Origin of the sequence: Algoriphagus oliviformis (assembly GCF_017254915.1) — a bacterium.
Lineage (GTDB): Bacteria > Bacteroidota > Bacteroidia > Cytophagales > Cyclobacteriaceae > Algoriphagus > Algoriphagus oliviformis.
The window spans coordinates 184,889-207,108 of sequence record NZ_JAFKCT010000007.1 but is presented as its reverse complement, the minus strand read 5'-3'; the positions used below and the strand labels follow the sequence as shown (position 1 = coordinate 207,108).

24 protein-coding genes are annotated in these 22,220 nt (G+C 52.9%); 12 read left to right on the top strand and 12 right to left on the bottom strand.

All coding sequences use genetic code 11. The annotated features are described in order from the left end of the window. Nucleotides 1-24: 24 nt before the first annotated feature. Both J0A68_RS16335 and J0A68_RS16330 read right to left on the bottom strand, forming a co-directional pair. A complete protein-coding gene (locus tag J0A68_RS16335) occupies nt 25-3,918 on the bottom strand; it encodes an AAA domain-containing protein (protein WP_206579301.1) in 3,894 nt (1,297 codons plus the stop codon). Next, nucleotides 3,919-4,731 (bottom strand): SDR family oxidoreductase, encoded by an 813-nt coding sequence (locus J0A68_RS16330; protein ID WP_206579366.1) that lies wholly within the window; start codon nt 4,729-4,731, stop codon nt 3,919-3,921. Between the two features lie 135 nt (nt 4,732-4,866). On the opposite strand from J0A68_RS16330, the gene rlmD reads away from it, so the two are divergent. Together rlmD and J0A68_RS16320 are read left to right on the top strand one after the other, a co-directional pair. Continuing rightward, nucleotides 4,867-6,273: a 23S rRNA (uracil(1939)-C(5))-methyltransferase RlmD gene (gene rlmD / locus J0A68_RS16325; RefSeq protein WP_206579300.1), complete on the top strand. Its 1,407-nt coding sequence runs from the start codon at nt 4,867-4,869 to the stop codon at nt 6,271-6,273. After that, entirely contained in the window at nt 6,270-6,647 is a 378-nt protein-coding gene (locus J0A68_RS16320; RefSeq protein WP_206579299.1) for a hypothetical protein, read from the top strand. Before rlmD ends, J0A68_RS16320 begins: the two co-directional genes overlap by 4 nt. Nucleotides 6,648-6,712: 65 nt before the next feature. Here J0A68_RS16320 and J0A68_RS16315 read toward each other — a convergent pair whose 3' ends face one another. Next, nucleotides 6,713-7,462, bottom strand: a complete 750-nt coding sequence (locus tag J0A68_RS16315) for a DUF3575 domain-containing protein (RefSeq protein ID WP_206579298.1) — start codon at nt 7,460-7,462, stop codon at nt 6,713-6,715. 177 nt (nt 7,463-7,639) lie between these two features. On the opposite strand from J0A68_RS16315, the gene J0A68_RS23035 reads away from it, so the two are divergent. Both J0A68_RS23035 and J0A68_RS16305 read left to right on the top strand, forming a co-directional pair. After that, nucleotides 7,640-9,118 (top strand): ATP-binding cassette domain-containing protein, encoded by a 1,479-nt coding sequence (locus tag J0A68_RS23035; protein WP_317195125.1) that lies wholly within the window; start codon nt 7,640-7,642, stop codon nt 9,116-9,118. Between the two features lie 67 nt (nt 9,119-9,185). After that, a complete protein-coding gene (locus tag J0A68_RS16305; protein ID WP_206579297.1) occupies nt 9,186-10,454 on the top strand; it encodes an aminotransferase class V-fold PLP-dependent enzyme in 1,269 nt (422 codons plus the stop codon). Here J0A68_RS16305 and J0A68_RS16300 read toward each other — a convergent pair. Continuing rightward, complete coding sequence (locus J0A68_RS16300; protein ID WP_236025628.1) at nt 10,451-10,831, bottom strand: iron chaperone; 381 nt, start codon at nt 10,829-10,831, stop codon at nt 10,451-10,453. The two genes, J0A68_RS16305 and J0A68_RS16300, sit on opposite strands and share 4 nt — an antisense overlap. A 196-nt stretch (nt 10,832-11,027) precedes the next feature. Between J0A68_RS16300 and J0A68_RS16295 the strand changes: the two genes are divergently transcribed. From J0A68_RS16295 to J0A68_RS16285, 3 genes are all read left to right on the top strand, one after another. Then, entirely contained in the window at nt 11,028-11,627 is a 600-nt protein-coding gene (locus tag J0A68_RS16295; protein WP_236025627.1) for a DUF4136 domain-containing protein, read from the top strand. A gap of 15 nt (nt 11,628-11,642) precedes the next feature. Further along, nucleotides 11,643-12,239 (top strand): OmpW family outer membrane protein, encoded by a 597-nt coding sequence (locus tag J0A68_RS16290; RefSeq protein ID WP_206579295.1) that lies wholly within the window; start codon nt 11,643-11,645, stop codon nt 12,237-12,239. 79 nt (nt 12,240-12,318) lie between these two features. Further along, complete coding sequence (locus J0A68_RS16285) at nt 12,319-12,894, top strand: DUF4136 domain-containing protein (protein WP_206579294.1); 576 nt, start codon at nt 12,319-12,321, stop codon at nt 12,892-12,894. Between the two features lie 215 nt (nt 12,895-13,109). Here J0A68_RS16285 and J0A68_RS16280 read toward each other — a convergent pair whose 3' ends face one another. Then, on the bottom strand, nt 13,110-14,669 hold the full coding sequence (locus J0A68_RS16280) for a M81 family metallopeptidase (protein ID WP_206579293.1): 1,560 nt from the start codon (nt 14,667-14,669) through the stop codon (nt 13,110-13,112). Nucleotides 14,670-14,869: 200 nt separating this feature from the next. Here J0A68_RS16280 and J0A68_RS16275 point away from each other — a divergent pair, with 200 nt between their 5' ends. Beyond that, on the top strand, nt 14,870-15,208 hold the full coding sequence (locus J0A68_RS16275) for a nucleotide pyrophosphohydrolase (RefSeq protein ID WP_206579292.1): 339 nt from the start codon (nt 14,870-14,872) through the stop codon (nt 15,206-15,208). Between the two features lie 84 nt (nt 15,209-15,292). Here J0A68_RS16275 and J0A68_RS16270 read toward each other — a convergent pair whose 3' ends face one another. The 3 genes from J0A68_RS16270 to J0A68_RS16260 all read right to left on the bottom strand — a co-directional run bounded on the left by J0A68_RS16270 (nt 15,293) and on the right by J0A68_RS16260 (nt 17,609). Next, entirely contained in the window at nt 15,293-16,000 is a 708-nt protein-coding gene (locus tag J0A68_RS16270; protein WP_206579291.1) for a 2-phosphosulfolactate phosphatase, read from the bottom strand. Continuing rightward, on the bottom strand, nt 16,000-17,094 hold the full coding sequence (gcvT, locus tag J0A68_RS16265; protein ID WP_206579290.1) for a glycine cleavage system aminomethyltransferase GcvT: 1,095 nt from the start codon (nt 17,092-17,094) through the stop codon (nt 16,000-16,002). Before gcvT ends, J0A68_RS16270 begins: the two co-directional genes overlap by 1 nt. A gap of 188 nt (nt 17,095-17,282) precedes the next feature. Continuing rightward, the gene (locus tag J0A68_RS16260) at nt 17,283-17,609 is read right to left on the bottom strand and encodes a HesB/IscA family protein (RefSeq protein ID WP_206579289.1); all 327 of its coding nucleotides are present in this window, start codon (nt 17,607-17,609) and stop codon (nt 17,283-17,285) included. A gap of 92 nt (nt 17,610-17,701) precedes the next feature. Between J0A68_RS16260 and mce the strand changes: the two genes are divergently transcribed. The 4 genes from mce (at nt 17,702) to J0A68_RS16240 (ending at nt 19,979) form a co-directional block, all read left to right on the top strand. After that, complete coding sequence (mce, locus tag J0A68_RS16255; RefSeq protein WP_206579288.1) at nt 17,702-18,103, top strand: methylmalonyl-CoA epimerase; 402 nt, start codon at nt 17,702-17,704, stop codon at nt 18,101-18,103. 132 nt (nt 18,104-18,235) lie between these two features. Beyond that, a complete protein-coding gene (gene thiL, locus J0A68_RS16250) occupies nt 18,236-19,264 on the top strand; it encodes a thiamine-phosphate kinase (protein ID WP_206579287.1) in 1,029 nt (342 codons plus the stop codon). Between the two features lie 116 nt (nt 19,265-19,380). Next, nucleotides 19,381-19,638, top strand: a complete 258-nt coding sequence (locus J0A68_RS16245; protein WP_206579286.1) for a type II toxin-antitoxin system HicA family toxin — start codon at nt 19,381-19,383, stop codon at nt 19,636-19,638. After that, complete coding sequence (locus J0A68_RS16240) at nt 19,635-19,979, top strand: type II toxin-antitoxin system HicB family antitoxin (RefSeq protein ID WP_206579285.1); 345 nt, start codon at nt 19,635-19,637, stop codon at nt 19,977-19,979. Before J0A68_RS16245 ends, J0A68_RS16240 begins: the two co-directional genes overlap by 4 nt. Before the next feature lie 2 nt (nt 19,980-19,981). Here the strand turns inward: J0A68_RS16240 and dtd are convergent, their stop codons facing one another. The 4 genes from dtd to J0A68_RS16220 are packed head-to-tail and all read right to left on the bottom strand — an operon-like array spanning nt 19,982 to nt 22,217. Then, a complete protein-coding gene (dtd, locus tag J0A68_RS16235) occupies nt 19,982-20,434 on the bottom strand; it encodes a D-aminoacyl-tRNA deacylase (protein ID WP_206579284.1) in 453 nt (150 codons plus the stop codon). After that, a complete protein-coding gene (locus J0A68_RS16230) occupies nt 20,431-21,150 on the bottom strand; it encodes an NAD-dependent epimerase/dehydratase family protein (RefSeq protein ID WP_206579283.1) in 720 nt (239 codons plus the stop codon). Before J0A68_RS16230 ends, dtd begins: the two co-directional genes overlap by 4 nt. Continuing rightward, the gene (locus tag J0A68_RS16225; protein ID WP_206579282.1) at nt 21,147-21,770 is read right to left on the bottom strand and encodes a thioredoxin family protein; all 624 of its coding nucleotides are present in this window, start codon (nt 21,768-21,770) and stop codon (nt 21,147-21,149) included. The genes J0A68_RS16230 and J0A68_RS16225 overlap by 4 nt, the downstream gene beginning before the upstream one ends. Before the next feature lie 33 nt (nt 21,771-21,803). After that, a complete protein-coding gene (locus J0A68_RS16220) occupies nt 21,804-22,217 on the bottom strand; it encodes a YkvA family protein (RefSeq protein ID WP_206579281.1) in 414 nt (137 codons plus the stop codon). Between the last annotated feature and the right edge of the window lie 3 nt (nt 22,218-22,220).

Genomic DNA, 22,220 nt, shown 5'->3' with positions numbered 1-22,220 from the left:
TAGATTTAATGAATGAAATATAATTCATAAAAATCTCCTACTCCATATCCACTCCCACTTCCAGCCTTTTTGCTCCAGTAGGATGGGATGGTAGGCCATGGCAGCCTTGGCGGTGGATGCATTGAAAAAACGCTGGTCATCGGTCAAGATCGCGACTTGATCTTCACCCGGCATCATTTTCACCAAATCCATCACCGAGGAGGGAACCTGCCGAGAAAAGCCCTCCGCTGAATCCAAAAGGCGGCTTTTCAGGCTCCAATCTATCTCGAATCTATCGCATACTACGGTCGACTGGGGCAAAGCCATCTCCTCGCTCTGCTCCCTTACAAAAGCCAAAAAACCATGAAGCAGCACCAAACCTGGATTTTGAAGTTGACTCGGACGAAAGTCCTCTGGGGCAATGCTGCTGATGACGTGCATTGCCTTCCGAGCGCGGCTGATGGCCACGTTCAGGCGGTTTTCAGCACCCGACTTGCCCAGCAGGCCAAAATTGGTCAACAACCTCCCCTCCCGGTTTGGCGCGTAGCCCAGAGACAGCACCACCTGATCGAACTCATCCCCCTGCACGTTTTCGATATTTCGGACTTTTACATCACTCTGGAGCACCCCCGATTCCCAGAGTTTTTCCCGGATCAGCTCCATCTGAAAATAGTTGCCGGTGACGATGCCGATAGTGTCCCCCGGAGCTTGCTTCCGGATCGATCTGACCCGCTCGACCACCGCATCCGCCTCGTTTTTGTTCACCTGATTCGCCCAAATCCCTTCGGTTTTCTCCCAAGAAAAAGGGCTCATCCCAAGCTTCACGGTCCCATAATCCGGCAAAGTTTCCAATTGCCCCTCGTAGAAATGGGAATTTGAAAAATGGATCAACCCCGGATCAGCAGAGCGATAATGGCCTTTGAGCTGGCATTTTTCAAAAAAATGTCCCGCGAGCTCCAAGAGCGACTCCGCCTCATACTCCATTCCTTCGGATTCGCTTTCCCAACGCACCTGATAAAAATCCGAGGGACGCAGCTGTTTGGAATCCCCCGCCACGACCACTTGTCGGCCTCGAAGCATAGCAGGTAAACCCCGCTCGACCTGACACTGGGAGGCCTCGTCAAAAATCACCAAATCAAACAGCTGTCCAATCGGAAAAATCGCCGAAACCGTCTCAGGACTCGCTAGCCAGCAGGGAAGCAGCCGCAGCACCTCCGATCCCATTTCCTCCACCAGCTTCCGGATCGGCCAGCGCTGTCGCTTCTTACTCACTTGGTGCAGCAGCTCCCGATATGTCAAGCGGTTGCCCAGACGGTTCAACTCCAGTCCCGAACCCACCTGCTCGCGCAGCCGCAGCAGCGCCACGTGCTTTGAGATTTTCCGCTTCTCCAAAATAGCTTCCTTCAGCTCTGCCATTTCCGCGGAAAGCTTGACACTGCCCGCTTCTGCCAAAATCGGGGTTCTTCGCTCCAGCTCCCCTATCCAAGCCAAGTGCCAGCCGTTTCGGAAGGCGGCAAGCCTTTCTTCCAAGGACTTCTCAAAAAACTGCTCCTGAAGCGCATCCGCCAGGTACTGGCTTTCCTCGCCCCATTCTTTGAGAAAAGCATCAAAGGCAGCCAGCTCAGCAAAGGTTTGGTTTAGCACCAAGTCACTTTCCAAAGCAAGCGCCGCCTGGCCTCTTGCCAAAAGCTCCAGCACCTGCTCTGGATGCAGCCACAAAAGCCAAGCTGGGACGGAATTTTCAAACGCTTCCGACCAACCGCCCAATTCTGAAAGGCCCGACTTAAAAGCTTCCAAATCGAAGCCAGCCCAATTCCGCAACGACTGGATTTCTGATAAACCATCCCATTTTTTCGCCAAATCCAATATTCCCGAAACCTGTCTTTGAGAGGTTTGGAGGGATGCAAAAGAGAAATCTTCAAAAGGCAATCCCGCTAGCCCAGGAAGGCTGTAAAACTCATTCCTCAGCTGAATTTGGCGCTGTACTTCCGACAGCAGCTTTGCCAACAAGTCCGAATCCAGCCCCCAGCCCCTTTCCTCCAAAATCCGAAAAGTCAGCGGAAACTTGCTTCGATTCCACTTTGCCGCCAAAGCTCCAAAAAACGATCCTGTCTTAGGTATCAAGACCGCCAGCTCGGACTCCAAGCGCTCCAGCTCGGCAGCATCTTCGATCAGACGAAGCTCCATGCCGGACAGCTCCGATGTCGCAGCAGCCAGCCAGCTGAGCAATGCGGAAAGCGTTTGTCGCCCGCTCACCTGAAACAGGATAGGCAAAACATCCTCAGGATTGGCTTGAAGGTCTAGCTTTTGCAAAAAAGAAAGAACGCGCTGCGAAACCCGACTCCCATCCAAAATCGACTTTGCTAAAGTCGGTAGAGCGTTGCCAGCCATGCCCAGTGGCTTGGTTTTCCGCAAATGCTCCACATCATACAGACTTTGGCGGATTCGGGCGAAATCCGTCGGCTGCACCTGCGCGAAAGAGCGCCTAGCCTCCCAAAACCCTCCTGCAAACTTTTGCCGAAACGCATCAAAGACCCGAAACTTCGATTCAAACTCAAGCGCCTCAGCATATTTCATACGGAGCAACTGCGCGGAAAAATCTAAGGCCGGCCGGTCCAAGGCCGCTTTCAGATACATGGCTTTGATCGGAATACCGGCAGGTTTCTCGTTGAAAAGCTCGGTGCGCAGCTCCTCAAAGCGATCCGAAAGCACGCCGATCCGAGCCGAAAGCCGCGAAATATCCCGCTCCAGCTGCATGGAATCTATCCCCCGATTTTGCTCCTGATAGGATTCTATTGCCTCAATCTGCTTGCGCAGTTTTTCAAAAAGCGCCTTTTGGTCTCCCCGAAAGTCATGTACCAAAGCCAAAAAATCCCCGAAGCCGGCCTTTTCCATTCGCTCGAATACCACATCCAGCGCGGCGCGCTTTTGGGAGACGACCAGCACCTTTTTGCCACGGGCAATGTAATCTGACACCAAATTGGCGATCAGCTGGGACTTGCCTGTGCCAGGAGGCCCCTCCACCACAAGGCTCTTGCCTTGGCGGACGCTGACCAGCACTTTTTCTTGGGATGCATCTAGGGCAAAAACCGGAAACAACTGCTCTTCCCGAGGAATCGGCAGCTTTTCCTTTTCCGCGAAAAACTGCTCAAAAAGCTCCTCCAAAGACACCCCCTCGTATTGCCGACCCAATTCTTCATAGTCGCGAAAAAGGAAGCTTCCCTTCTGCGCAAACTGACCCAACAAAGCATAGGGCTTCAGCAGGAGCCGTCCGTCCTCGAAACGATCTTGATCCAGTGAGATTTGGGAGACTGGAAAAGGAGCTACTTGATCCTCAAAAAGCGCGGAACTCATTTGAACCGAAAAATGCTCCGGAACCAATCGGCTGAGCTGCGTACGAAATTCGGTCGCATCATCCGAAAAATCCTGCGCCGCCTCTTCCAGCGCAGCGGCATCGATCCGCTTTCCATAAGCATGGCTGTATGCCAGCAGAAAAGCGGGGTTCCACTCCCAAGAACCTTCGGAAAGCAAGGTCCACTTTTCATTTTTCACCGCCAGGGAAACCGGCAACATCAGGATGGGAGCGCGCAAGACCTGGCCATTGAGCAGCTTTCCCTCCACAAAGGGCCAGGCCAAATAGAGCCCGCGGTCACCGGTCTCCTCCTGGATCAGCTGATCGCGAAACGCCATGCGGGAAAGCGCTTTGGAAAGCTGGTTGATCTCCCCCATGCGGGGATCCACTTGGGGAAGTAAGGACACTTGCTTTCTCCCTTGGATCAGCTGACGGATGAGCTCAAACGCGGGCGATCCGTCCAAAAAACCAAAATCCCTAATGTCGATGAAACCCGAATTTTCCACCTTGGGCAGGTAGAGCGACCTGTTTTTGGAGGACAGGTCGGTGAGTCTGTTGAGGTAGTGCTGGAAGACGGATTCAGCCATCTACTTGAACGGCGAGTCCTTTTCTTTGGCCATTTCCCGGAACACCATTCCATCCATGATCCCCGGAATCCACTTGTTGAGAAACACGGCCATTTTGCCTTGTATGGTAAGCACGAGATCTCTTTTTCTTCTCAGTGTGGCTTTCAGTATCTCCTCCGCGACCTCGGTCGCGGTCATCATCTTTCCCTCGTCCCGGGGCGATTCGCCTTGGGATTCGCCGTGGGCGGTGAGTGCGTTGTTTCGGATATTGGATGCGGTAAAGCCTGGCGCAGCGACCATCACGTGAACCCCCTCGTGCATGACCTCGGTGCGCAGGGATTCGAAAAAACCATTCATGGCGTACTTGCTCGCGGAGTAGGCCGTACGGGCGGGAGTGCCCCGGAAGCCGTTGATGGAAGAGATGCCGATGATCGAGCCCCGTGACTTGCGAATGGCCGGAAGGCAATACTTGGTAGCGTAGACCGTGCCCCAAAAATTGGTATCCATCACTTTGCGAAAAACGTCCAAATCCACCTCCTCAAAGAGCGCCCGCATGGATATGCCGGCATTGTTGATCAGGATATCGATTCGGCCATAGGCCTGAAGTGCCTCCTCGACCATGCGCTGATTGTCCGCCTCGGAGGAGGCGTCAGCCAAGACCGGAAGAAAGTCCACCTCATGCTCCCGCAGCGACTGTGAAGCCTGCTCCAGCTTCTCTTTGCTACGGCCGGTGATGACTACTTTGGCTCCTTCTTTTCCAAAAACAAGCGCGCAAGCCTCACCGATACCTGAGGTGGCCCCCGTAATGATCACTACTTTGTCCTTGAGCTTCATGGGTCTACTTTCGGCCATAAAGATAAGAAATTGAATTTTTCCAGATCGAAAATATGGCCCTTGTCTGCGTAACTACCGCCGGGAGACTTTAATTCCCCACAGGCCATCTTCTCTTTTTTCCCTAATTTTGCGGCCATGTCGAGAAAAATGAAAAACAAGGTCATCACCCACCTGGCCATCGAGCGCATCGCCTCGGAGGGAAAGTGCGTTGGGCACCACGATGGCAAAGTCGTCTTCGTGGCCAATGTCGCACCGGGAGACGTGGTGGACGTACGGATCACCAAGGGCAAAAGCTCATTCATGGAAGGGGAAGCGGTACACTTCCACGAGTATTCAAAAGACAGGATCACGCCCTTCTGCCCACATTTTGGCACCTGTGGCGGCTGCAAATGGCAGCACATCGACTACGCCCTTCAGAAGGACTACAAGCGCCAGCAGGTCGTGGATCAGTTTCAGCGCATCGCCAAGGTCCCCATCCCCGAAGTCATGCCCATCTTGGGCTCGGCCAAGACCCAATACTACCGCAACAAGCTGGACTTCACCTTTTCCAATTCCCGCTGGCTGACCCGCGAAGAGATCAATTCCGGGGAGGAGTTTGAGCGAAATGCGCTCGGCTTCCACATTCCCAAGATGTTTGACAAGATCATCGACGTGGAGCATTGCTACCTACAGGACGGCATCTCCAACGACGTGCGCAACGAACTCCGGGCCTTTGCCCGCGAAAACCAGCTCAGCTTCTACGACATCCGCAACCAAGTCGGCCTGCTCCGCAACCTGATCATCCGCTCCACCAGCACGGGCCAGACCATGGTGATCGTGCAGTTTGGGGAAAATGATCCGGAAAACATCCCCGTGGTGATGGAGTTTTTGAAAAACAGATTCCCCGAGATCACCTCGCTTCTCTACGTGGTCAACACAAAGGGAAACGAGACGTTCCACGACCTGGAGCTGGTGACCTATGCGGGACTCCCCTACATCGAGGAGGAAATGGAAGGCCTTCGCTTCCGCATCGGCCCGAAATCATTCTATCAGACCAACTCCGACCAAGCCTACGAGCTCTACAAAGTCGCCCGCGACTTTGCTGACCTGCAGGGCGATGAGGTCGTCTATGATCTCTATACCGGCACGGGTACGATCGCCAATTTCGTGGCCAAGAAAGCCAAGCAGGTCATCGGTGTGGAATATGTAGAGGCGGCCATCGAGGATGCCAAGCTCAACTCCCAAATCAACGGAATCGACAATACGCTCTTCTATGCAGGCGACATGAAGGACATCCTCAATGAGGAGTTCATCGCTGCCCACGCCCGTCCGGACGTGATCATCACCGACCCTCCACGGGCGGGAATGGACGAAAAAGTCGTCCAGATGCTGCTGAGGCTCGAAGCTCCAAAAGTCGTCTATGTCTCCTGCAATCCAGCCACCCAAGCCAGGGACTTGGCTCTCTTGGGAGAAAAATACCAGGTCGAAAAAGTCCAGCCCGTGGACATGTTTCCACAGACCTACCATGTCGAGAATGTCGTACTTCTAACCCTCAAGCCATGATCTCTGACTTCAATGATCCCGAACTAAGCGGCAAATACCTGGGCACGATCACCAGCGACTTTGTCAAAATCTCCGACGTACTCAAGGAAGCCTCCTACCAGATCAGAACCCGGGGCTTTTCTGATTTTCCCATCTTCCCGATTTCCAAGGAGATGCAGCCCATCGGCAAAATCTTCATCGGAAAGGTGGAAAAGGACTTGGACTGGAACTACTTCATCACCTACGTGGATGAGTTTGTCCAGCGCAAGCTCATCGCCGAAGCGTCCCTGGAGGAGTTCAAAAAGGCCTACAAAGACCCTGACGAATTTTGTTGCCTCTTCGTGATGGACGGGGCATTCACGAGTTTTGTCTATGTCCCATACCCCAACGACTGAATCAAAAAGCCTCTTCCCAAATCGGAAAGAGGCTTTTTGCTTTTTCACCGGCCGAAGACTTCGGCTTATTTCTTTTTGTACTTCCCAAAGCGGTACCCGACCAAAAACTGGTAGCGATAGCCTATTCCCAGCACGTCCACCTTGCCCGAGCTGTCAAATTCCTTGTCGTTGAGCAGGTCGCTCAAGCCGGGAAACTTCTCTATGAGCGCATCCAAAATCTCATTTTGCACATCATCGGGATCAAACTCAAAATCGCCCTCCAGCCGCATGCCGGCATTGTAGCGCGTGATGGAAGGCCCCACCAGCACCAGGTCCAGAGACCAGCGGTCGTTAAACACAAACTGGTACCCCAGCTGTGCGCCCAGGCTATACAGCCGAAACTTGGCGACGTAGCTCGCGTCCTGCGGCTCCGTCGTAGCCGTGTAGGTAATGTCCCGCGTGGTATTGAATCCCAAAGTGGTAAAATACGGCCCGATATACACGCCCCGGGGCGCGGCATGCCTGTTTTCTTTTCTCAGGTAAAATCGATACTCTGCCCCGACTTTATAGCCGCCGGCTTCGCTTTCACGTCTCGCCTGGATGTTTTCACCCAAGTTGAACACCTGCGGAAACTCCTGATAACCGACCGTAAAGCCCATGCTCTGGTTAGGCTTGGTGATTCGCTCCCAGGACAGGTTGTAGGCATTGCGGTAGAGCAGGTTGTGGGTCAGGTCCAGTTTGAGGGTATTTCTTCGCTGGCCGACGTCGAGGCTATCTTGGGCGAAGGCAGTCTGGCAAAAAAACGCCAAGAGGAGCAAAAATGGGGACGGCTTCATGGTCTGGAGTTAAAAATGAACTGGTGAAACTGATACTGAATTTCGTGCTTTATCGGCACTTTCCCGAATTTAGCCCTATTTCCGACATATGAATAAAATCATATTTTGCCGACCAAAAGAATTTGGGACTGACGACGCCCGCCTTTTTCTAACTTTCCCCCAAAACAATCCCAACGCGTGAAGGAAGAAACCCTCATAGAAGTCCGCAATGCAAAAATCCTCCATGGAGGCTCCCAGCAGTTTGACCAGCTCACCTTCACCTGGAAAAAAGGCCAACACTGGGCTATCATCGGAAACTCCGGCAAGGAGCTCACCGCATTTCTGGAGACGCTCCTCGGACACACCGTGGTATCAGCGGGAGAGATCTCGAGGCCTTTCTCCCAAGACTATCTACGGCAGAAAAATTCAGATGGCCAAGTGCACAGTTTTCGCGACTTGATGGCCTACGTGTCCCAAAAATACGAGCTCAAAAACCGCTCAAACCAGCAAAATTTCTACTTTCAGCAGCGATTCAACTCCTCCGAGTCCGAGCAAACCCTCAGCGTGAAGGAGTACCTGGAGCAGGTGGATCCCAAGATCCCCGGCCCCTGGACCCTTGCCAAAGCCTCGCAGGCCATGGGACTCGACCATTTGCTAGACCAGTCACTGCTGAAGCTTTCCAACGGGGAGACACGCCGCCTGGTCTTGGCATTGGGACTGATGCGCCAGCCCAAGCTCTACCTCATGGATCAGCCCCTGACCGGACTCGATGTGCAGACCCGCGCCGAATTTGGAAAGACCCTCACCGCCATGTCCGATGCGGGAATCCATGTCCTCCTCACCACCTCTCCCGGGGAAATCCCCGAGGGCATCACCCACATCGCCCAGCTCAACGCCTCCGGCATCACCCAGACCTGGGCCAAGGAGGCGTTTCCCCATAAAGACCTGCCCCTGGTCAAGCTGGATTGGGATTGGGGCCTGCTGCGGCGGCTCATTCCCCAGCCGCAGGCCTCCGGCGACGTGCTCGTGGACTTGCAGGAGGTCAGCATCCGCTATGGTGAAAAACAGATCCTCAACAACCTCGATTGGCAAATAAAAGCCGGCGAGCGCTGGCTGCTCCGCGGCCCGAATGGCGCTGGCAAATCGACGCTCATCAGCTTGCTAATCGGCGAAAACCCGCAAGCCTATTCCCAGCGGATTTATCTTTTTGGGAGAAAAAGGGGAAGCGGAGAAAGCATCTGGGACGTAAAAAGGCCCATAGGCTTTGTCGCCCCCGAGCTGCCGCGCTTTTTCCCGGCCAACCAGACCTGCCGAAAAGTGATCCTCTCCGGCTTCTTCGACACCATGGGGCTTTTCAAAAAGACCACAGCAGAGCAAGAGCAAGCCGCCGATGAGTGGATCAGACTTTTTGACCTGGAGCCGGTGAAAAACCAGCTCATCCAGCGCCTTTCACTGGCCCAGCAGCGCTGGACTTTGCTGGCCAGAGCCCTCATCAAGCATCCCAAACTACTGATTCTGGACGAAGCGGCGCAGGGACTCGATGACCTGCAGCGGGCTTTGTTTCGCGAGACGGTCCAACAGGTCTGCGAACACAGACCCATCACGCTGATCTACGTCAGCCACTACGCCGAAGACATCCCCGCGGCTGTCACGCAGACCATGGAACTGGGCAAATGACCATTTAAACCATCGGTTTTTCTTTTTCGGAAAAGTTTCCCTAACTCAATGGAAAGATCAATCCAGGATGAGAAAAAGAAGGGACTTCATCAAGAAACTGACGGCTGGCATGGCCCTACCCGGGCTTGCCGCTTTCGGTCCAGCCATGGATCAAGCCAAACAGGGGATAGACCATCGCCTGACCGGAGAGGCTTTTTGGGACCAGGTCAGGGCAAGCTTTCCCCTGACCCACCGTCGAGTCTACCTCAACAACGGCACCTTTGGCCCGGCTCCACAGGTGGTGCAAGAGGCCTTAAAATCCTCCCTGGAGGAAATCAACACCTCTGGAGAGTATGGCAGCACGGCGCCGGAGCGGGAGCTCTTGGCAGCTTTCTTAGGAATCGGCACCAACGAACTCAGCCTCACCCACAACACCACCGAAGGGATCAACATCATGGCTTGGGGCGTACCCCTCACGAGTGGCGATGAGGTCATCCTCACCAACCAAGACCACGCTGGCAATGCCCTTCCCTGGCTCAATCGCGCCAAAATCCAAGGCATCACACTGAAGGCATTCACACCCGCGGCCACGGCGGAGGAAAACCTCCATCTCATCCAGTCCCTGACTACGGCAAAGACCAAAGTCATCGCCATTCCCCATGTGACCTGTACCACGGGGCTGGTCTTTCCCATCCGGGAGATCTCCGAGTTTGCACGGGAAAGGGGAATCCTGACCGCCATAGACGGGGCGCATGGTGCGGGGACTTTTGACCTGAAGCCCCGCGAACTGGGCTGCGATTTCTACGCCGGTTGCTGCCACAAATGGCTATTGGGGCCAGCAGGCACTGGTTTTCTCTACGTCCGTGCCGAGGCAATGGACCGGCTTCAGCCCATCCACTTCGGAGCGGGAGGCGACTTGGGCTGGGATCTTTTCAGCAGCCCACCGGCACTCGAAGGCTACATCGAGGGGGCGCACCGGTACGACTACGGAACACAAAGCACCTCCCTGATGAAAGGGGTATCGGCCGCCACGGCATTTCATCTGGAGATCGGAAAGGAAAAAATCGAAGCCCGGGTAAGGGAGCTAAACCAGCACTTGCTTGACGGCCTACTGGACCTGGAAGGGAAAATCGAAATCCTATCCCCGACCGAAGCCGCCTCGCGCATCTCCATGCTCACCTTTCGCCCAAAAAGCAAAGACTATCAGTCCGTAGGAAAAGCGCTAGGCGAGGCTGGGTTTAGGATACGCCAGGTGCCCGAGGGCCGTACGGACGGAATCCGCATCTCCACCCACATCTACAACTCCAAGGCGGAAATCGACCGCCTACTGCAAGCGCTGCCAGACGCCTTGGGCTAGGCCTTTTTCTTCTTTTTCACAGCCCTTTCCTTCGCCTCCAGAAGGCGAAATTTGGCAATTTCCGCAATCAGATCCAGAGGTATGGGCCGATCGTGTGGGAACTGGATAGCTCCCTTGCTGGTCTGGTAGGGTGCCAGTTCTTTTTTAAACTCGCTCACGCCACTGTTGGTAGGGTAAAAGCCGATATGGTTTTTGGCCACAGCGTAGTACACCAGCACCTCGGTGGTCCGAAAAGCCGGCATGTGGTAGCTGATCACCTCCTTTGCCTCGGGGATTTCCCTTCGGAGTGTATCACGGATACTTTGGAGTTTCTCGAGTATTTCTCCCGAAAACCAGGAAAAATATTCCTCGACGGACTGGGGTTTTGGATTCATCATGGCAAAATCGACTAAGAGTAAGGGACTTAAAACGACGGGGTTCTCGCAAGGAAAAACGGATTGGTATTTTATTATTAAATATGACTTTAATCATGAAAAACGACAATACCACTGGTTTACTTTATAGAACTAATCCATCTCAACTTATTTGGAAAAACTAAACTACAAAACAATGAAAAGTAAATTTTCGAAGCTTATGCTTGTGTTTGCAGCCGGACTTGGCCTTTGGGGCTGCTACCCCGGTGGGCCGGAATACTACGAAGACACAGACGTCACGCTGACCCAACATGATGAAAACTACGATTTTGCCTCCAAACAAACCTACGCCCTCCCCGACAAAATCGTCGTGGACATAGAAATCGAAAACGGAGACACCAGCTACGTGTACATGAGAGACATCTATGCGACGCCTATCCTGCAAGCAATTGACCAAAACATGTCCAACTACGGCTGGACCAAGGTGGCGGTCAATGCGAATCCCGATGTCCTGCTCACGCCGGCGGCGATCAAAAACACCACCTACTTCTGGAGCTACTGGTATGACTGGTGGTATGGCGGCTGGTGGGGCTGGGGCTGGGGCTGGTACTACCCTCCCTACTACACCGTCTCCAGTATCACCACCGGATCTGTCATCATCAACATGGTCGACCCCAATGTGGACACCCCAGTGGATCTCTCTCCGGTCACTTGGCTGATGATCGGCAACGGGCTCATGTCCGGCGCAAACGACGTATCTCGGATCACGGATGCCATAGACCAGGCTTTCATGCAGTCTCCCTATCTAAAAACCAACTAATCAACTGACAAAACGATGAAAAAATTTCTAGTTATATCCGCATTTTTGGTGTTGATTTTTGCGTCAAATGCCAAATCCCAAAGCATGACCACCGTAGCATACTCCATGGGCTTGGCTACAGGGGACTTGGGAGACTATGCCTCCAGCTTCAGTGGACGGGGCTTTACCATCGACTACCGCAAGATGGTGCAGCCCAACTTGGGCGTGGGGTTCTATTCTGGATGGAACGTATTCTACGACGAGCGTCCGTTTGACACCTACACTGTAGACAACCGTACCCTATCCGGCAAGCAATACCGCTATGTGAACACCGTGCCCCTGATGTTGGCAGCCGACTACTACATCAAGCCTGGAGAAGACTTAAATCCCTTTGTAGGCCTGGGCTTGGGTACGAGCTACACCGAGAGAGCCACGGACATGGGCATCTACCGACTGACTGAGGATGCTTGGAGCTTTGCCTTTGCACCCCAGGTAGGATTTATGTATTCGCTCAATAGATACGCCGGTGTCTCGCTGGCTGTGAAATACAACATGGGACTTGCCGCAGGCGACTTTGACTCCACCCAGTCCTACCTGTCCTTCAACATCGGCTATGTTTTCATGGGCAACTAATCCTTGCCTGTACTTAACACTCCAGAGGATGGTCGACAGCCATCCTCTCTTTTTTTATCCCGACTAAAACCACCTGAAAATGAGAATACTGACAATCGCCGCGGTAGCCCTGCTGCTTTCTTTTGGGCTGTTTTCCTGCGGCACCATCATGCAGACCTATTCCTACAAAGCCAAAGGCGTGGACCTGGATAGCTATAAGACCTACGCCTGGGTGAACCTCGATCGCCTGGAAGAGGCCAACAAGCAGGGACAGAAACGCTACGCCCGCTACATCCTGGACTTGGCCAATGAGGAACTCCATAAAAAAGGCTTCAAACTCGACGTGGAAAACCCCGACGCGGTCTTTCAGTTTGACACGCAAATCGAAAACCGGGTAAAGTATAGCCAGTCCCCCACGGTGAGCGTGGGCGTGGGTTTTGGCGGACCAGGATACTACATGGGCGGATCGGTGCCGGTCTCGGGAGGACAAGTCACCCAATCCAGCTACGAAGAGGGAGTCCTGAGCATCGAGATGTTTGAACCCAAAACCGGAAAGTTGCTCTGGAGAGGATGGGCGCAGGAGGAGATTTCCTTTGAGACCGATCTGGAGTCCGACCTCAGGATGGCTGTGCGAAACATCTTCATGAAGCTCCCGGTCAAGCACAAGGAGAAGTAGGGAGGTTGGAAGTCGGGAGATAGGAAGTTGGGAAGTAGGAAGTTCGGATGTCCGGTGTCGGATGTCCGATGGCAAAGCCAAAAACCGACCCCCAGAACTTTTCTTCAAAAAAAGACAAAAAGAAAGAGTGCTTGCCGCCCCTATCAAGGCCCCGTAAATCGTATGTCAAAAATCACAAATGAAAAAGCCGGACTCGCATCCGGCTTTTTCATTTTTTACTTTGAAGTTCCCGAGAGCGGGATAAACTTGGCTGTCAAGTCTGGGTCGGCCATATCCCTATCGAGCGGGTACATGGGGCGATTGATCCGCTTGTAGCCCAAGCGCTCCAGATCCTGGTCCACTCCGCCCGGAGTCAGGGCCATGATCCAGTCCCCACGCATGTCATACAGCTCTGGTACCAGATAGCCTATCTTCACCATCACGATGGACGCTTCTCTCGGCTTCAGGTTGAGGTCGGTGAAGTCGCTCTCATTATGGTAAGGCTTGCGCTTGGAGGTCACGATGACCTTGATCGAGCCAACCTTGATCACCACTTCCGCTCCGGCGTCTTTGTCGCCTTCCTTGATGGCTTCGACTGTGCCGGCCAGTTTCACAGGCCCTGCAAATCGGCTATCGACGGCGGCACCAGCCTCTCCCTCTACTTTTCCGCCTACTCCCGCAGCCAGTGCTTTCTCCACCAATTCTGGCCCAGGAATGGACGCATAGATCAGCTCCGGCCCATCGGCAGACTTAAACTCCGGACGCTTCAGCAGTTCATTCAGCGTCCAGGTCACGTCTCCGGCTCCACCAGCAGTGGGATTGTCCCCCATATCTGAAATCATAAAAGGCTTCTTGTCACTCTTGAGGGCCATATCCAGGCTTTCCTCCAGGCTCGCCACCGGCGCCACAAACTCAAACTGGGAACGTACGTCCCAAAAGCTTTTCGCGAGGTATTCGGCTGATTCTTTCACTTGCGCTTCATCATCGCCGGTCACCATCACCACGGCGTGGTTTCTGGGTTCGTCGGCCCAGGCATAGCCGATCCAGATCGCCGCATCGACCACACCTTCTTTTTTGGTCTCGGGATCTACTTTAGCATAGAGCCCTTTGCCCGGCTCAATGCGTGTACTGGTCTTTTCGCCTGGAAGGAGAATCGGGACAGGAATCCAAGCTTTGAAGGCTGGTTTGCCTTTGCCGCTTTCCAATCGATCCAAGAGGTTTTCCACCGCGCGTTGCTTGGATTCCAGCGCATCCTCATGCGGTGCCATACGGTAGCAGGTGATCAGGTCGGAGTTTTCCGCCAGGACCAAGGACACATTTCCATGCAGGTCCATGGAAGTGGAGATCAACGTCTCGTAGCCGACCACTTCCCGTACTTTGGTGATAAAGTCTCCCTCGGGATCGTCCAGTCCCTCCACGCTCATGGCGCCATGGATATCGAAAAAGAGCCCGTCGTAGGGCAAATTGGCCTTCAGCATCTCCAGCGTCACGCCCACCAACGAGTCATAGGCATGACGGGTGACCATCCCGCCGGGAATGGCATGGCCTCGCAGCGTCGGAAACCACTCAGCGCGCTTCCTGTCCGCCGAGTCCGCCGCCATGAAGGGGTAGTAGGAAAAAATCTCCTCCCCTGTCCTCACCCGGAAGGAGGCCGTGGTGGATCTGGCGGGAGAAAAAGTGCTCGACTCGATGGCGAGCCCAGCAATGGCGATCCTTGGCAAGGTCTTTTCCTGGGCTTTTTCGGCGCAGGCGAAAACCGTTAAAACCAAGAAAATGTACAAGGGTAGTTTTTTCATAGGGGTTGGGGTTTGAGACCTGAATTAACCCATAATTGCCGGGGAGCCAAAACAAGAATGGGAATTACTGCCGCCCAGCCAGAAGAGCGGTCAAAACGATTTGCGTAGGGGATTTTTCAGAAAGCAAGTTGGGAAAAACGAAAAGTTTGGATCGGCTTGGCCAGCACGCTATTTTCAGGTCTAAAAAACAACCGAAAAGCATGAAGCAAGACATCACCCTCGCCGAAGCGCAGGCCAAAGTAGACGAATGGATCAAGACTGTGGGCGTCCGCTACTTCAACGAACTGACCAACATGACCCTTCTCATGGAGGAGGTCGGCGAACTGGCCCGGATCATGTCGCGAACCTACGGCGAGCAGTCCTTCAAGGAAAGCGACAAGGGTAAGGACCTCGGCGACGAGATGGCCGATGTGCTGTGGGTATTGATCTGCCTCGCCAACCAAACCGGCGTGGATCTGACGGCAGCTTTGCACAAGAATCTCGAAAAGAAAAACACCCGGGACCTCAACCGGCATAAGGACAACGAGAAGCTGAAGTGAGGAAGTAGGAAGTGGGAGGATTGGAGGTCGGGAAGTAGGATCTCCAGTGTTCGATATTCGAAATTTGATTCTACCACTTACGCTCTACACCTTCACTAAAAAGCCTTCCGCATTCACTTTGACCACCAGGTCATACAGATCATAGCTCAGACAAAAGTCGATATCGTGCTCGATGCCGTGGTTTTGCAGGCGCTTGGCATGGGAAGCTTGGGAAAGAAAGCCCTTCAGGTCGTGGCCGACTGTTTCGAAGAGTGCCTTCATCGCAATCGCCCCGTCATCTTCGGCCAGGTGCGTCGCCTCCAGGGCTTTGGCTAATGCTCCCGCATAGATGGAATCCTCGAGGTTGAAATGCCCCTTCCAGCCTGCGCAGTGGATGAGTACATCCTCGGTTTGGCTTTGGATATAGGACACCGTCGCCTGCAGGTTGGCAAAGGCACCGATCAGGATCTGGCTCGCCTGCTTGGATTTCTCTATCGCTTGGGTGCCGTTGGTGGTGGTCATCGCCAAGCTGCGCCCCGCATGCTCTCCCTTCAGGTAAGCGACCGGGGAATTGCCCATCTCGAAGCCAGGGGCCGTGAGGCCATTTCGCTCCCCTCCGATAAGAAAACCCTTCTGCTGCATCTCTCGGCAGCTTTCCAAGTCAGGAAAAGGAAGGATCTCTTTGACTCCATTAGCTACCGCGGCGACCATCGTAGAGGTGGCGCGAAAGATATCCACCACCACCACGATCTTGTCCTCCAACTCATGCAACTGGATCAGCTCGGGGCTGAAGCAAACTTCGACTTTTCTCATTAGGCTTTGAGCAAAGGCAGTTTCTCCACCAGCGCTTTTAGGTTTTTGTTTCGGATTTGGATAAATATCTCCGTGCCCGGCTTGCTGAATTCGGTCTTCACATAGCCCATACCGATGCCCACGCCCATGCTGGGAGACTGGGTACCGGAGGTTACTTCACCAATTACTTCTCCAGCTGCATCCACGATGGGGTAGTGTCCTCTAGGAATGCCCCGCTCCTGCATCACAAAGCCGACCAGCTTGCGGGAAACGCCCGCCTCTTTTTGCTTCAGCAGCGCTTCGGAGTTGGTAAAATCTTTGGTGAATTTGGTGATCCAACCCAAGCCGGCCTCCAGCGGGGAAGTGGTATCGGTGATGTCGTTGCCATAGAGGCAATAGCCCATCTCCAGTCTCAGCGTATCGCGGGCACCTAGGCCGATTGGCTTGACGTCAAAGTCTTTTCCCGCTTCGAAAATGGCCTTCCACACGTGCTCCGCGTCGGCATTTTTCACATAGATCTCAAATCCACCCGCGCCGGTATAACCGGTCCCGGAGATGATCACATCTTGGATTCCGGCAAATTCGCCCACGGTGAAATGGTAAAACTTGATCTCGGAAAGGTTGACCGGAGTCAAAGACTGCACGGCCTCTATGGCTTTTGGCCCTTGCACCGCGAAAAGCGAGTACTCGTCCGACACGTTGGTCAGCTTGGCTCCCATACTGTTGTGCTTGTTCACCCACGCCCAGTCCTTGTCGATGTTGGAAGCATTGACCACGAGCATGTATTTCTCCTCGCTGAACTTGTAAACAATCAGATCGTCCACGATCCCGCCGGTTTCGTTGGGAAAGCAAGAGTACTGCGCCTGGCCCACCACGAGCTTGGAGGCATCGTTGGAGGTCACTTTTTGGATCAAAGCCAGTGCCTCTGGCCCTTCGACCATAAACTCACCCATGTGGGACACGTCAAAAACCCCTACTCCATTTCTCACACAGAGATGCTCTTCGTTGTCGGAGCTGTAGCGTACAGGCATGTTGAATCCGGCAAAAGGCACCATCTTGCCCCCGAGGGCGATGTGCAGATCATTGAGAGGGACATTTTTGATTTGGGTCTCCATAGTCAGGCTAGTTTTTTACGCTCGCAAAGGTAAGGATTGGACGCTAAATAGCTTAGTCGAATCCGAAAAATGCCTTTCAAGGCTCGCTTACCCACTCCTGCTTTTGGAAAAGGAGGACAACGATCAGAGTGGTAAAAAAAAAGCAGCCCGATTGAGCTGCTTTCAGAGTTCCAAAATGGATAGCAATACTATACTGAGAAGCTTTCCCCGCATCCGCAGGTTCGGCTGGCGTTGGGGTTGATAAACTGAAAACCCTTGCCGTTGAGTCCGTCGGTAAACTCCAAGGTAGTCCCGGCCAGGTACAGCAGGCTCTTTCGGTCGACGAGGATTTTGACCCCCTTGTCTTCAAACACATGGTCAGTCTCGACGATATTGGCATCAAATCCCAAGTCGTACATCAAGCCGGAGCAGCCCCCGCCTTTCACCGATACGCGGATATTCTCATTTTCGGAGCGGCCTTCCTCTTGTCTGAGTTCGAGAATTCTCTCCTTGGCCTTGTCAGAAACGATTATCATAAATTTTACCTTTACTTTAGGTGGAGTGAAGATAAGTCTGAAACAGGCTTTCCCACAAAAAGATTCAGCCACAAAGATACAAAATCAAAGGGATGAGGAAAATCGAACATATCGGAATCGCCGTCGCAGACCTGGAGAAGTCGAACGAGCTATTCGCCAGACTTCTGGGAAAAGCACCTTTCAAAACCGAGAAAGTCGACAGCGAAGGGGTGGAAACCAGCTTTTTCCAAGTGGGAGAAACCAAAGTGGAGCTCCTCCAAGCCACCCGACCCGACAGCCCCATTGCCAAGTATCTGGACAAAAAAAACGAGGGAGTGCACCACATCGCGTTTGACGTGGAAGACATTCAAGCCGAAGTCCATCGGCTCAAAGCGGCAGGCTTCGAGATCCTCAATGAAACGCCAAAACTAGGCGCCGACAACAAATTAGTGGTATTTTTGCATCCCCGCAGCACCAACGGCGTGCTGGTGGAACTGTGTCAGGAAGCGGGTTGAAAAGTTGGAAGGTGGTAAGGTTGGAAGGTTTTGGGATTGGAAAATTGAGTACAACGAAAACGCCAACGACAGACAAGAACCTCAAAAATCTCTTCCCCCTCGTAAATCAAAAGTCTTAAATCGTAAATCAAAATGTCTGAAAATAGAACCGAAATCAGCGAATTGGGCGAGTTTGGCCTGATCGATCGCCTGAGTCAAAACGTTTCTCTCCACAATCCCTCTACCCTCAAGGGCATCGGCGACGATGCTGCTGTGATCGACGCTGGCGATCATGCCAAGGTCGTCACGACCGACCTCCTGCTGGAAGGGGTTCACTTTGATCTATCCTACGCCCCGCTCCCCCATGTGGGCTTCAAAGCCGTCGCCGTCAACGTCTCAGATGTGGCCGCCATGAATGCCATCCCCAAGCAAATCACCGTCAGCATCGCCCTTTCCAACCGATTCTCCGTGGAGGCAGTCGACGCACTGTACCAGGGGATCAACGCCGCCTGTGAGCACTATGGCGTGGATCTGATCGGTGGAGACACCACCGCTTCCCGAGGAGGCTTGGTGATCTCGGTCACGGCCATTGGCGAGGCGCAAAAAGACCAACTCAGCTACCGCTCCGGTGCCAAGGTGAACGACATCCTCTGTGTCACCGGAGATTTGGGATCGGCATTGATCGGCCTGCAGATCCTGGAGCGCGAAAAGCAGGTCTTCCTAGCCAATCCCGACATGAAACCGGACTTGGAAAAATATGGCGTGGTCACTGGCCGCCAACTCAAACCCGATGCGAGAATGGACATCATCCACGAGTTTCGGGAAATGGGTGTGGTGCCCACCAGCATGATGGATGTGTCGGACGGCTTGGCATCGGAGATTTTCCACATCTGCAAGGCTTCCGGAGTCGGTGCCACGATCTATGAAGACAAGTTGCCTATTGACAAGCAGACCTTTGACACCGCTGTAGAGCTCAACCTCGATCCAGTCACCTGTGTGCTCAATGGAGGCGAGGACTACGAGCTGCTCTTCACCATCGACCAAAAAGACTTTGCGAAGCTGGAAAAGCATCCCGACATCCACTTCATCGGCCACATCACCAAGGCTGAGGAAGGCAAGTTTCTCGTGACCAAAAGCGGCACAGCAGTACAGCTCAAAGCCCAAGGCTGGAAGCATTTCTGATTTGGGAGATTGGATTTGGGATTTCGGATAGATGTCGAAATCCCAAATCCATTTATTGATATCAATAAATAATTCCTGTAAGTTAAAAAGCAACTGAAATACAGTTACATTCGTTAGTGACAAAACTCGACAAGCTAAAGGCAAGATTACTCCAAAAACCAAAGGACTTTCGTTTTGAGGAGCTAGAAAGCCTTTTGATAGGGTTGGGCTATGAAGAAAAGAAAACGGGCAAGACGGCTGGTTCTCGAAGAATGTTTATCCACCCCCTTACGAAATCGGTCATTCGGCTCCACAAACCCCATCCGTCGCCCATTTTAAAGACCTACGTAGTCGTGGAAGTCATCAATATACTTACCCAAGAAGGCTTGCTATGAAAAATTTAATGGAATATAAATCTTTTGTTGGCTCTGTGTCCTTTTCCACGGAAGATGAAATCTTTCATGGAAAGATTGAGGGGATAGATGATTTGGTGACTTTTGAGGGAAGCTCGGTTTCCGGTCTAAAGACAGCTTTTGAAGAGGCTGTGGAAGATTATTTGGAAACCTGCGAGCAAATTGGGAAAACCCCCGGCAAGTCCTACAAGGGCACTTTTAACGTTCGCATTAGACCCGAACTCCATAGAAAAGTTGCCCGTGAGGCCCTGAAAAAGGGATATTCTCTCAATCAGTTTGTGGAAAAGGCTTTGGAAGACTCCTTCCTTTCCGATCCTGACTAAGCTCAAACCCTATTTTTCGAGTCGATCACGATGGTCACCGGACCATCGTTGACCAGGCTGACTTTCATATCCGCCCCAAACTCTCCGGTGCCAATGGATTTCCCCAGCTCAGTTTCAAGAGCCAAAATCATTTTTTCATACATGGGAATGGCAAAATCCGGCTTGGCGGCTTTGATGTAGGAAGGCCGATTGCCCTTTTTGGTACTGGCGTGGAGCGTAAACTGGGAAATCAGCAACACATCTCCCCCTGCGTCCAAAACGCTGCGATTCATCACGCCATTTTCGTCAGGGAAAATCCGAAGGTTGGCGATCTTCTTCGATAGCCAGTCGATATCCTCCTGGCTGTCGGCCTCCTCTATTCCGAGCAAAATCATCAATCCGGTTCCGATTTCGGATTTTACTTTCCCGTCTATCTTTACCGATGATTCGGATACGCGCTGTATGACTACGATCATTGACTGAGGTCTTGCATTTGTCCGGAAGAGATGATCTCCACGGACTGTGAACGGATGCTTTGGGCGGTTTTTACCATGGCCTTGGCGACCTGGTGGTCGTAGATCGGCCGCATGTTTTTGAAGAGCCTGAGCCAAACCAAAGGCTTCATCAGGATGGTCGCCACCTGCTCTCCGAGACGAAATTCATGTCTGTTTCCCAGAAGTAAAGAAGGCCGAAACAGCCCCAAATAGGCAAATTTCACGGACTTCAGATTCTCTTCGGTTTTGCCTTTCACCTGGTTGTAAAAAATAGAGGACCCCCCATCAGCACCCATGGCGGAGACGTAAAGAAACTTTTCCGCTCCCAATGACTTAGCCCACTCCGCAAAGCCAAGTACCAAATCGTGGTCCACGGCGTAAAAGCGTTCCTTGGAACCGGCAACTTTGATGGTCGTCCCGATGCTGCAAAAGGCATGGATCTCGGCTTCGCGCTTCTCGATTTTGCCCAGAAAATCGGCGTACTCTCCACCCAAAGCCTGCTCTCGGATCCTATCCTCCCAGTCCCATTGCTGTAGCTTAAAGAGATCGCCCTCGATTTGGATCAGCTTCGGATGCTTGAGCGCAAGTTTTCTCCTGCCTACACTCAGCACATAGTCATAGGCTCCGTCCTTCAGCAGTTGGTGCAAAAGCTGCATGCCCACCATTCCGGAAGTGCCCGAGATAAACGCTATTTTCATTGGATCAAAGAAGATTGTATCAGAGGGAAAAGTTCGACCTCCAAGTCCTTGTTTTTGTTTCTGGCATACCAAAGGTAAACCTCCTCCAAAAACTCCTGGTACGAAAGCCCCTTCGAATCATGGCGATATTCCTTGTACCGTTCCATCAGGTAGTGGGGTTTTGGTCCCCAAGTGAAGAGCTCGCATCGGAGATCCCCGGAAAACGCCACCAGCTTCGGGATAGACCGTGCTCCGTTGGTCTCGTAGGCATCCATCACCGCTGGGTTTTCATCCCGTAGGATGATCCGAAGCTGGATTTTGGGATTCAAGTCGGCCAGTTTGGCCAAAAAAGGAATGGACTGGGAGCCATCCCCGCACCAAGCCTCCGTGATCACCAGCCATCGCTGTGGCTGCTGGATCGACTCGATCAGCTCCTGCATGGCAAGGGAGACCTTGGCGGTCTTGTCCCATCGATGCATACGCTGGAGGCACATGCGCGTATAGTCTAGATAGGCTTCGCTTTGGTTGGCTCCAGTCGTCCGGTTTTCGGAGACGAGCTTTTCCGTGAATGCGACAAATTCGGGGTAGGGAAACCCTTTTTCAAAAATAGCTGGAGTGACTGGGTGACTCAACGATTCCATTCCTTCGATTTTTTTTAAGAAGGACAACAGCACTCAATCCGCTTGGGTTCGCTCCCATTCCAAAAATCCATCCACCTCGTCCTTGACTTTGGCATAGACGGCCAGCACGATGGAGAGGTCGTCGGCAAAGCCAAAGAAGCCCAGAAAATCAGGAATAATATCTATCGGCGAGAGGAAATAAACCATCGCCAACACGATCAGGCCAAGCGTCCCCATGGAAACCTTGTGCTGTCCGCGAAAGTGGGCCTTGATCATGCGGATGAAGATCTGTACCGGCTCGGTCAGTTTTCTGACCTTGGGATTTTGCGCCAGCTTGGTCAGCTTTTGGCCGACGCCTTGGATCAGCTCCACCACCTTTTGCTCTTGGCGGACGATGAGGTCTACCTGTTTCCCAAAAAGCGCCTTTGCTTTCTCTATCAATTCTGAAGCTTTACTGCCAGTTTCCATAGG

Excerpts from the sequence above, each read along its gene's own strand:
- J0A68_RS16335 (WP_206579301.1), bottom strand. The coding sequence starts at position 3,918 with ATGGCTGAATCCGTCTTCCAGCACTACCTCAACAGACTCACCGACCTG.
- J0A68_RS16330 (WP_206579366.1), bottom strand. The coding sequence starts at position 4,731 with ATGAAGCTCAAGGACAAAGTAGTGATCATTACGGGGGCCACCTCAGGT.
- rlmD (WP_206579300.1), top strand. The coding sequence starts at position 4,867 with ATGTCGAGAAAAATGAAAAACAAGGTCATCACCCACCTGGCCATCGAG.
- J0A68_RS16320 (WP_206579299.1), top strand. The coding sequence starts at position 6,270 with ATGATCTCTGACTTCAATGATCCCGAACTAAGCGGCAAATACCTGGGC.
- J0A68_RS16315 (WP_206579298.1), bottom strand. The coding sequence starts at position 7,462 with ATGAAGCCGTCCCCATTTTTGCTCCTCTTGGCGTTTTTTTGCCAGACT.
- J0A68_RS16305 (WP_206579297.1), top strand. The coding sequence starts at position 9,186 with ATGAGAAAAAGAAGGGACTTCATCAAGAAACTGACGGCTGGCATGGCC.
- J0A68_RS16300 (WP_236025628.1), bottom strand. The coding sequence starts at position 10,831 with ATGATGAATCCAAAACCCCAGTCCGTCGAGGAATATTTTTCCTGGTTT.
- J0A68_RS16295 (WP_236025627.1), top strand. The coding sequence starts at position 11,028 with ATGCTTGTGTTTGCAGCCGGACTTGGCCTTTGGGGCTGCTACCCCGGT.
- J0A68_RS16290 (WP_206579295.1), top strand. The coding sequence starts at position 11,643 with ATGAAAAAATTTCTAGTTATATCCGCATTTTTGGTGTTGATTTTTGCG.
- J0A68_RS16285 (WP_206579294.1), top strand. The coding sequence starts at position 12,319 with ATGAGAATACTGACAATCGCCGCGGTAGCCCTGCTGCTTTCTTTTGGG.
- J0A68_RS16280 (WP_206579293.1), bottom strand. The coding sequence starts at position 14,669 with ATGAAAAAACTACCCTTGTACATTTTCTTGGTTTTAACGGTTTTCGCC.
- J0A68_RS16275 (WP_206579292.1), top strand. The coding sequence starts at position 14,870 with ATGAAGCAAGACATCACCCTCGCCGAAGCGCAGGCCAAAGTAGACGAA.
- J0A68_RS16270 (WP_206579291.1), bottom strand. The coding sequence starts at position 16,000 with ATGAGAAAAGTCGAAGTTTGCTTCAGCCCCGAGCTGATCCAGTTGCAT.
- gcvT (WP_206579290.1), bottom strand. The coding sequence starts at position 17,094 with ATGGAGACCCAAATCAAAAATGTCCCTCTCAATGATCTGCACATCGCC.
- J0A68_RS16260 (WP_206579289.1), bottom strand. The coding sequence starts at position 17,609 with ATGATAATCGTTTCTGACAAGGCCAAGGAGAGAATTCTCGAACTCAGA.
- mce (WP_206579288.1), top strand. The coding sequence starts at position 17,702 with ATGAGGAAAATCGAACATATCGGAATCGCCGTCGCAGACCTGGAGAAG.
- thiL (WP_206579287.1), top strand. The coding sequence starts at position 18,236 with ATGTCTGAAAATAGAACCGAAATCAGCGAATTGGGCGAGTTTGGCCTG.
- J0A68_RS16240 (WP_206579285.1), top strand. The coding sequence starts at position 19,635 with ATGAAAAATTTAATGGAATATAAATCTTTTGTTGGCTCTGTGTCCTTT.
- dtd (WP_206579284.1), bottom strand. The coding sequence starts at position 20,434 with ATGATCGTAGTCATACAGCGCGTATCCGAATCATCGGTAAAGATAGAC.
- J0A68_RS16230 (WP_206579283.1), bottom strand. The coding sequence starts at position 21,150 with ATGAAAATAGCGTTTATCTCGGGCACTTCCGGAATGGTGGGCATGCAG.
- J0A68_RS16225 (WP_206579282.1), bottom strand. The coding sequence starts at position 21,770 with ATGGAATCGTTGAGTCACCCAGTCACTCCAGCTATTTTTGAAAAAGGG.
- J0A68_RS16220 (WP_206579281.1), bottom strand. The coding sequence starts at position 22,217 with ATGGAAACTGGCAGTAAAGCTTCAGAATTGATAGAGAAAGCAAAGGCG.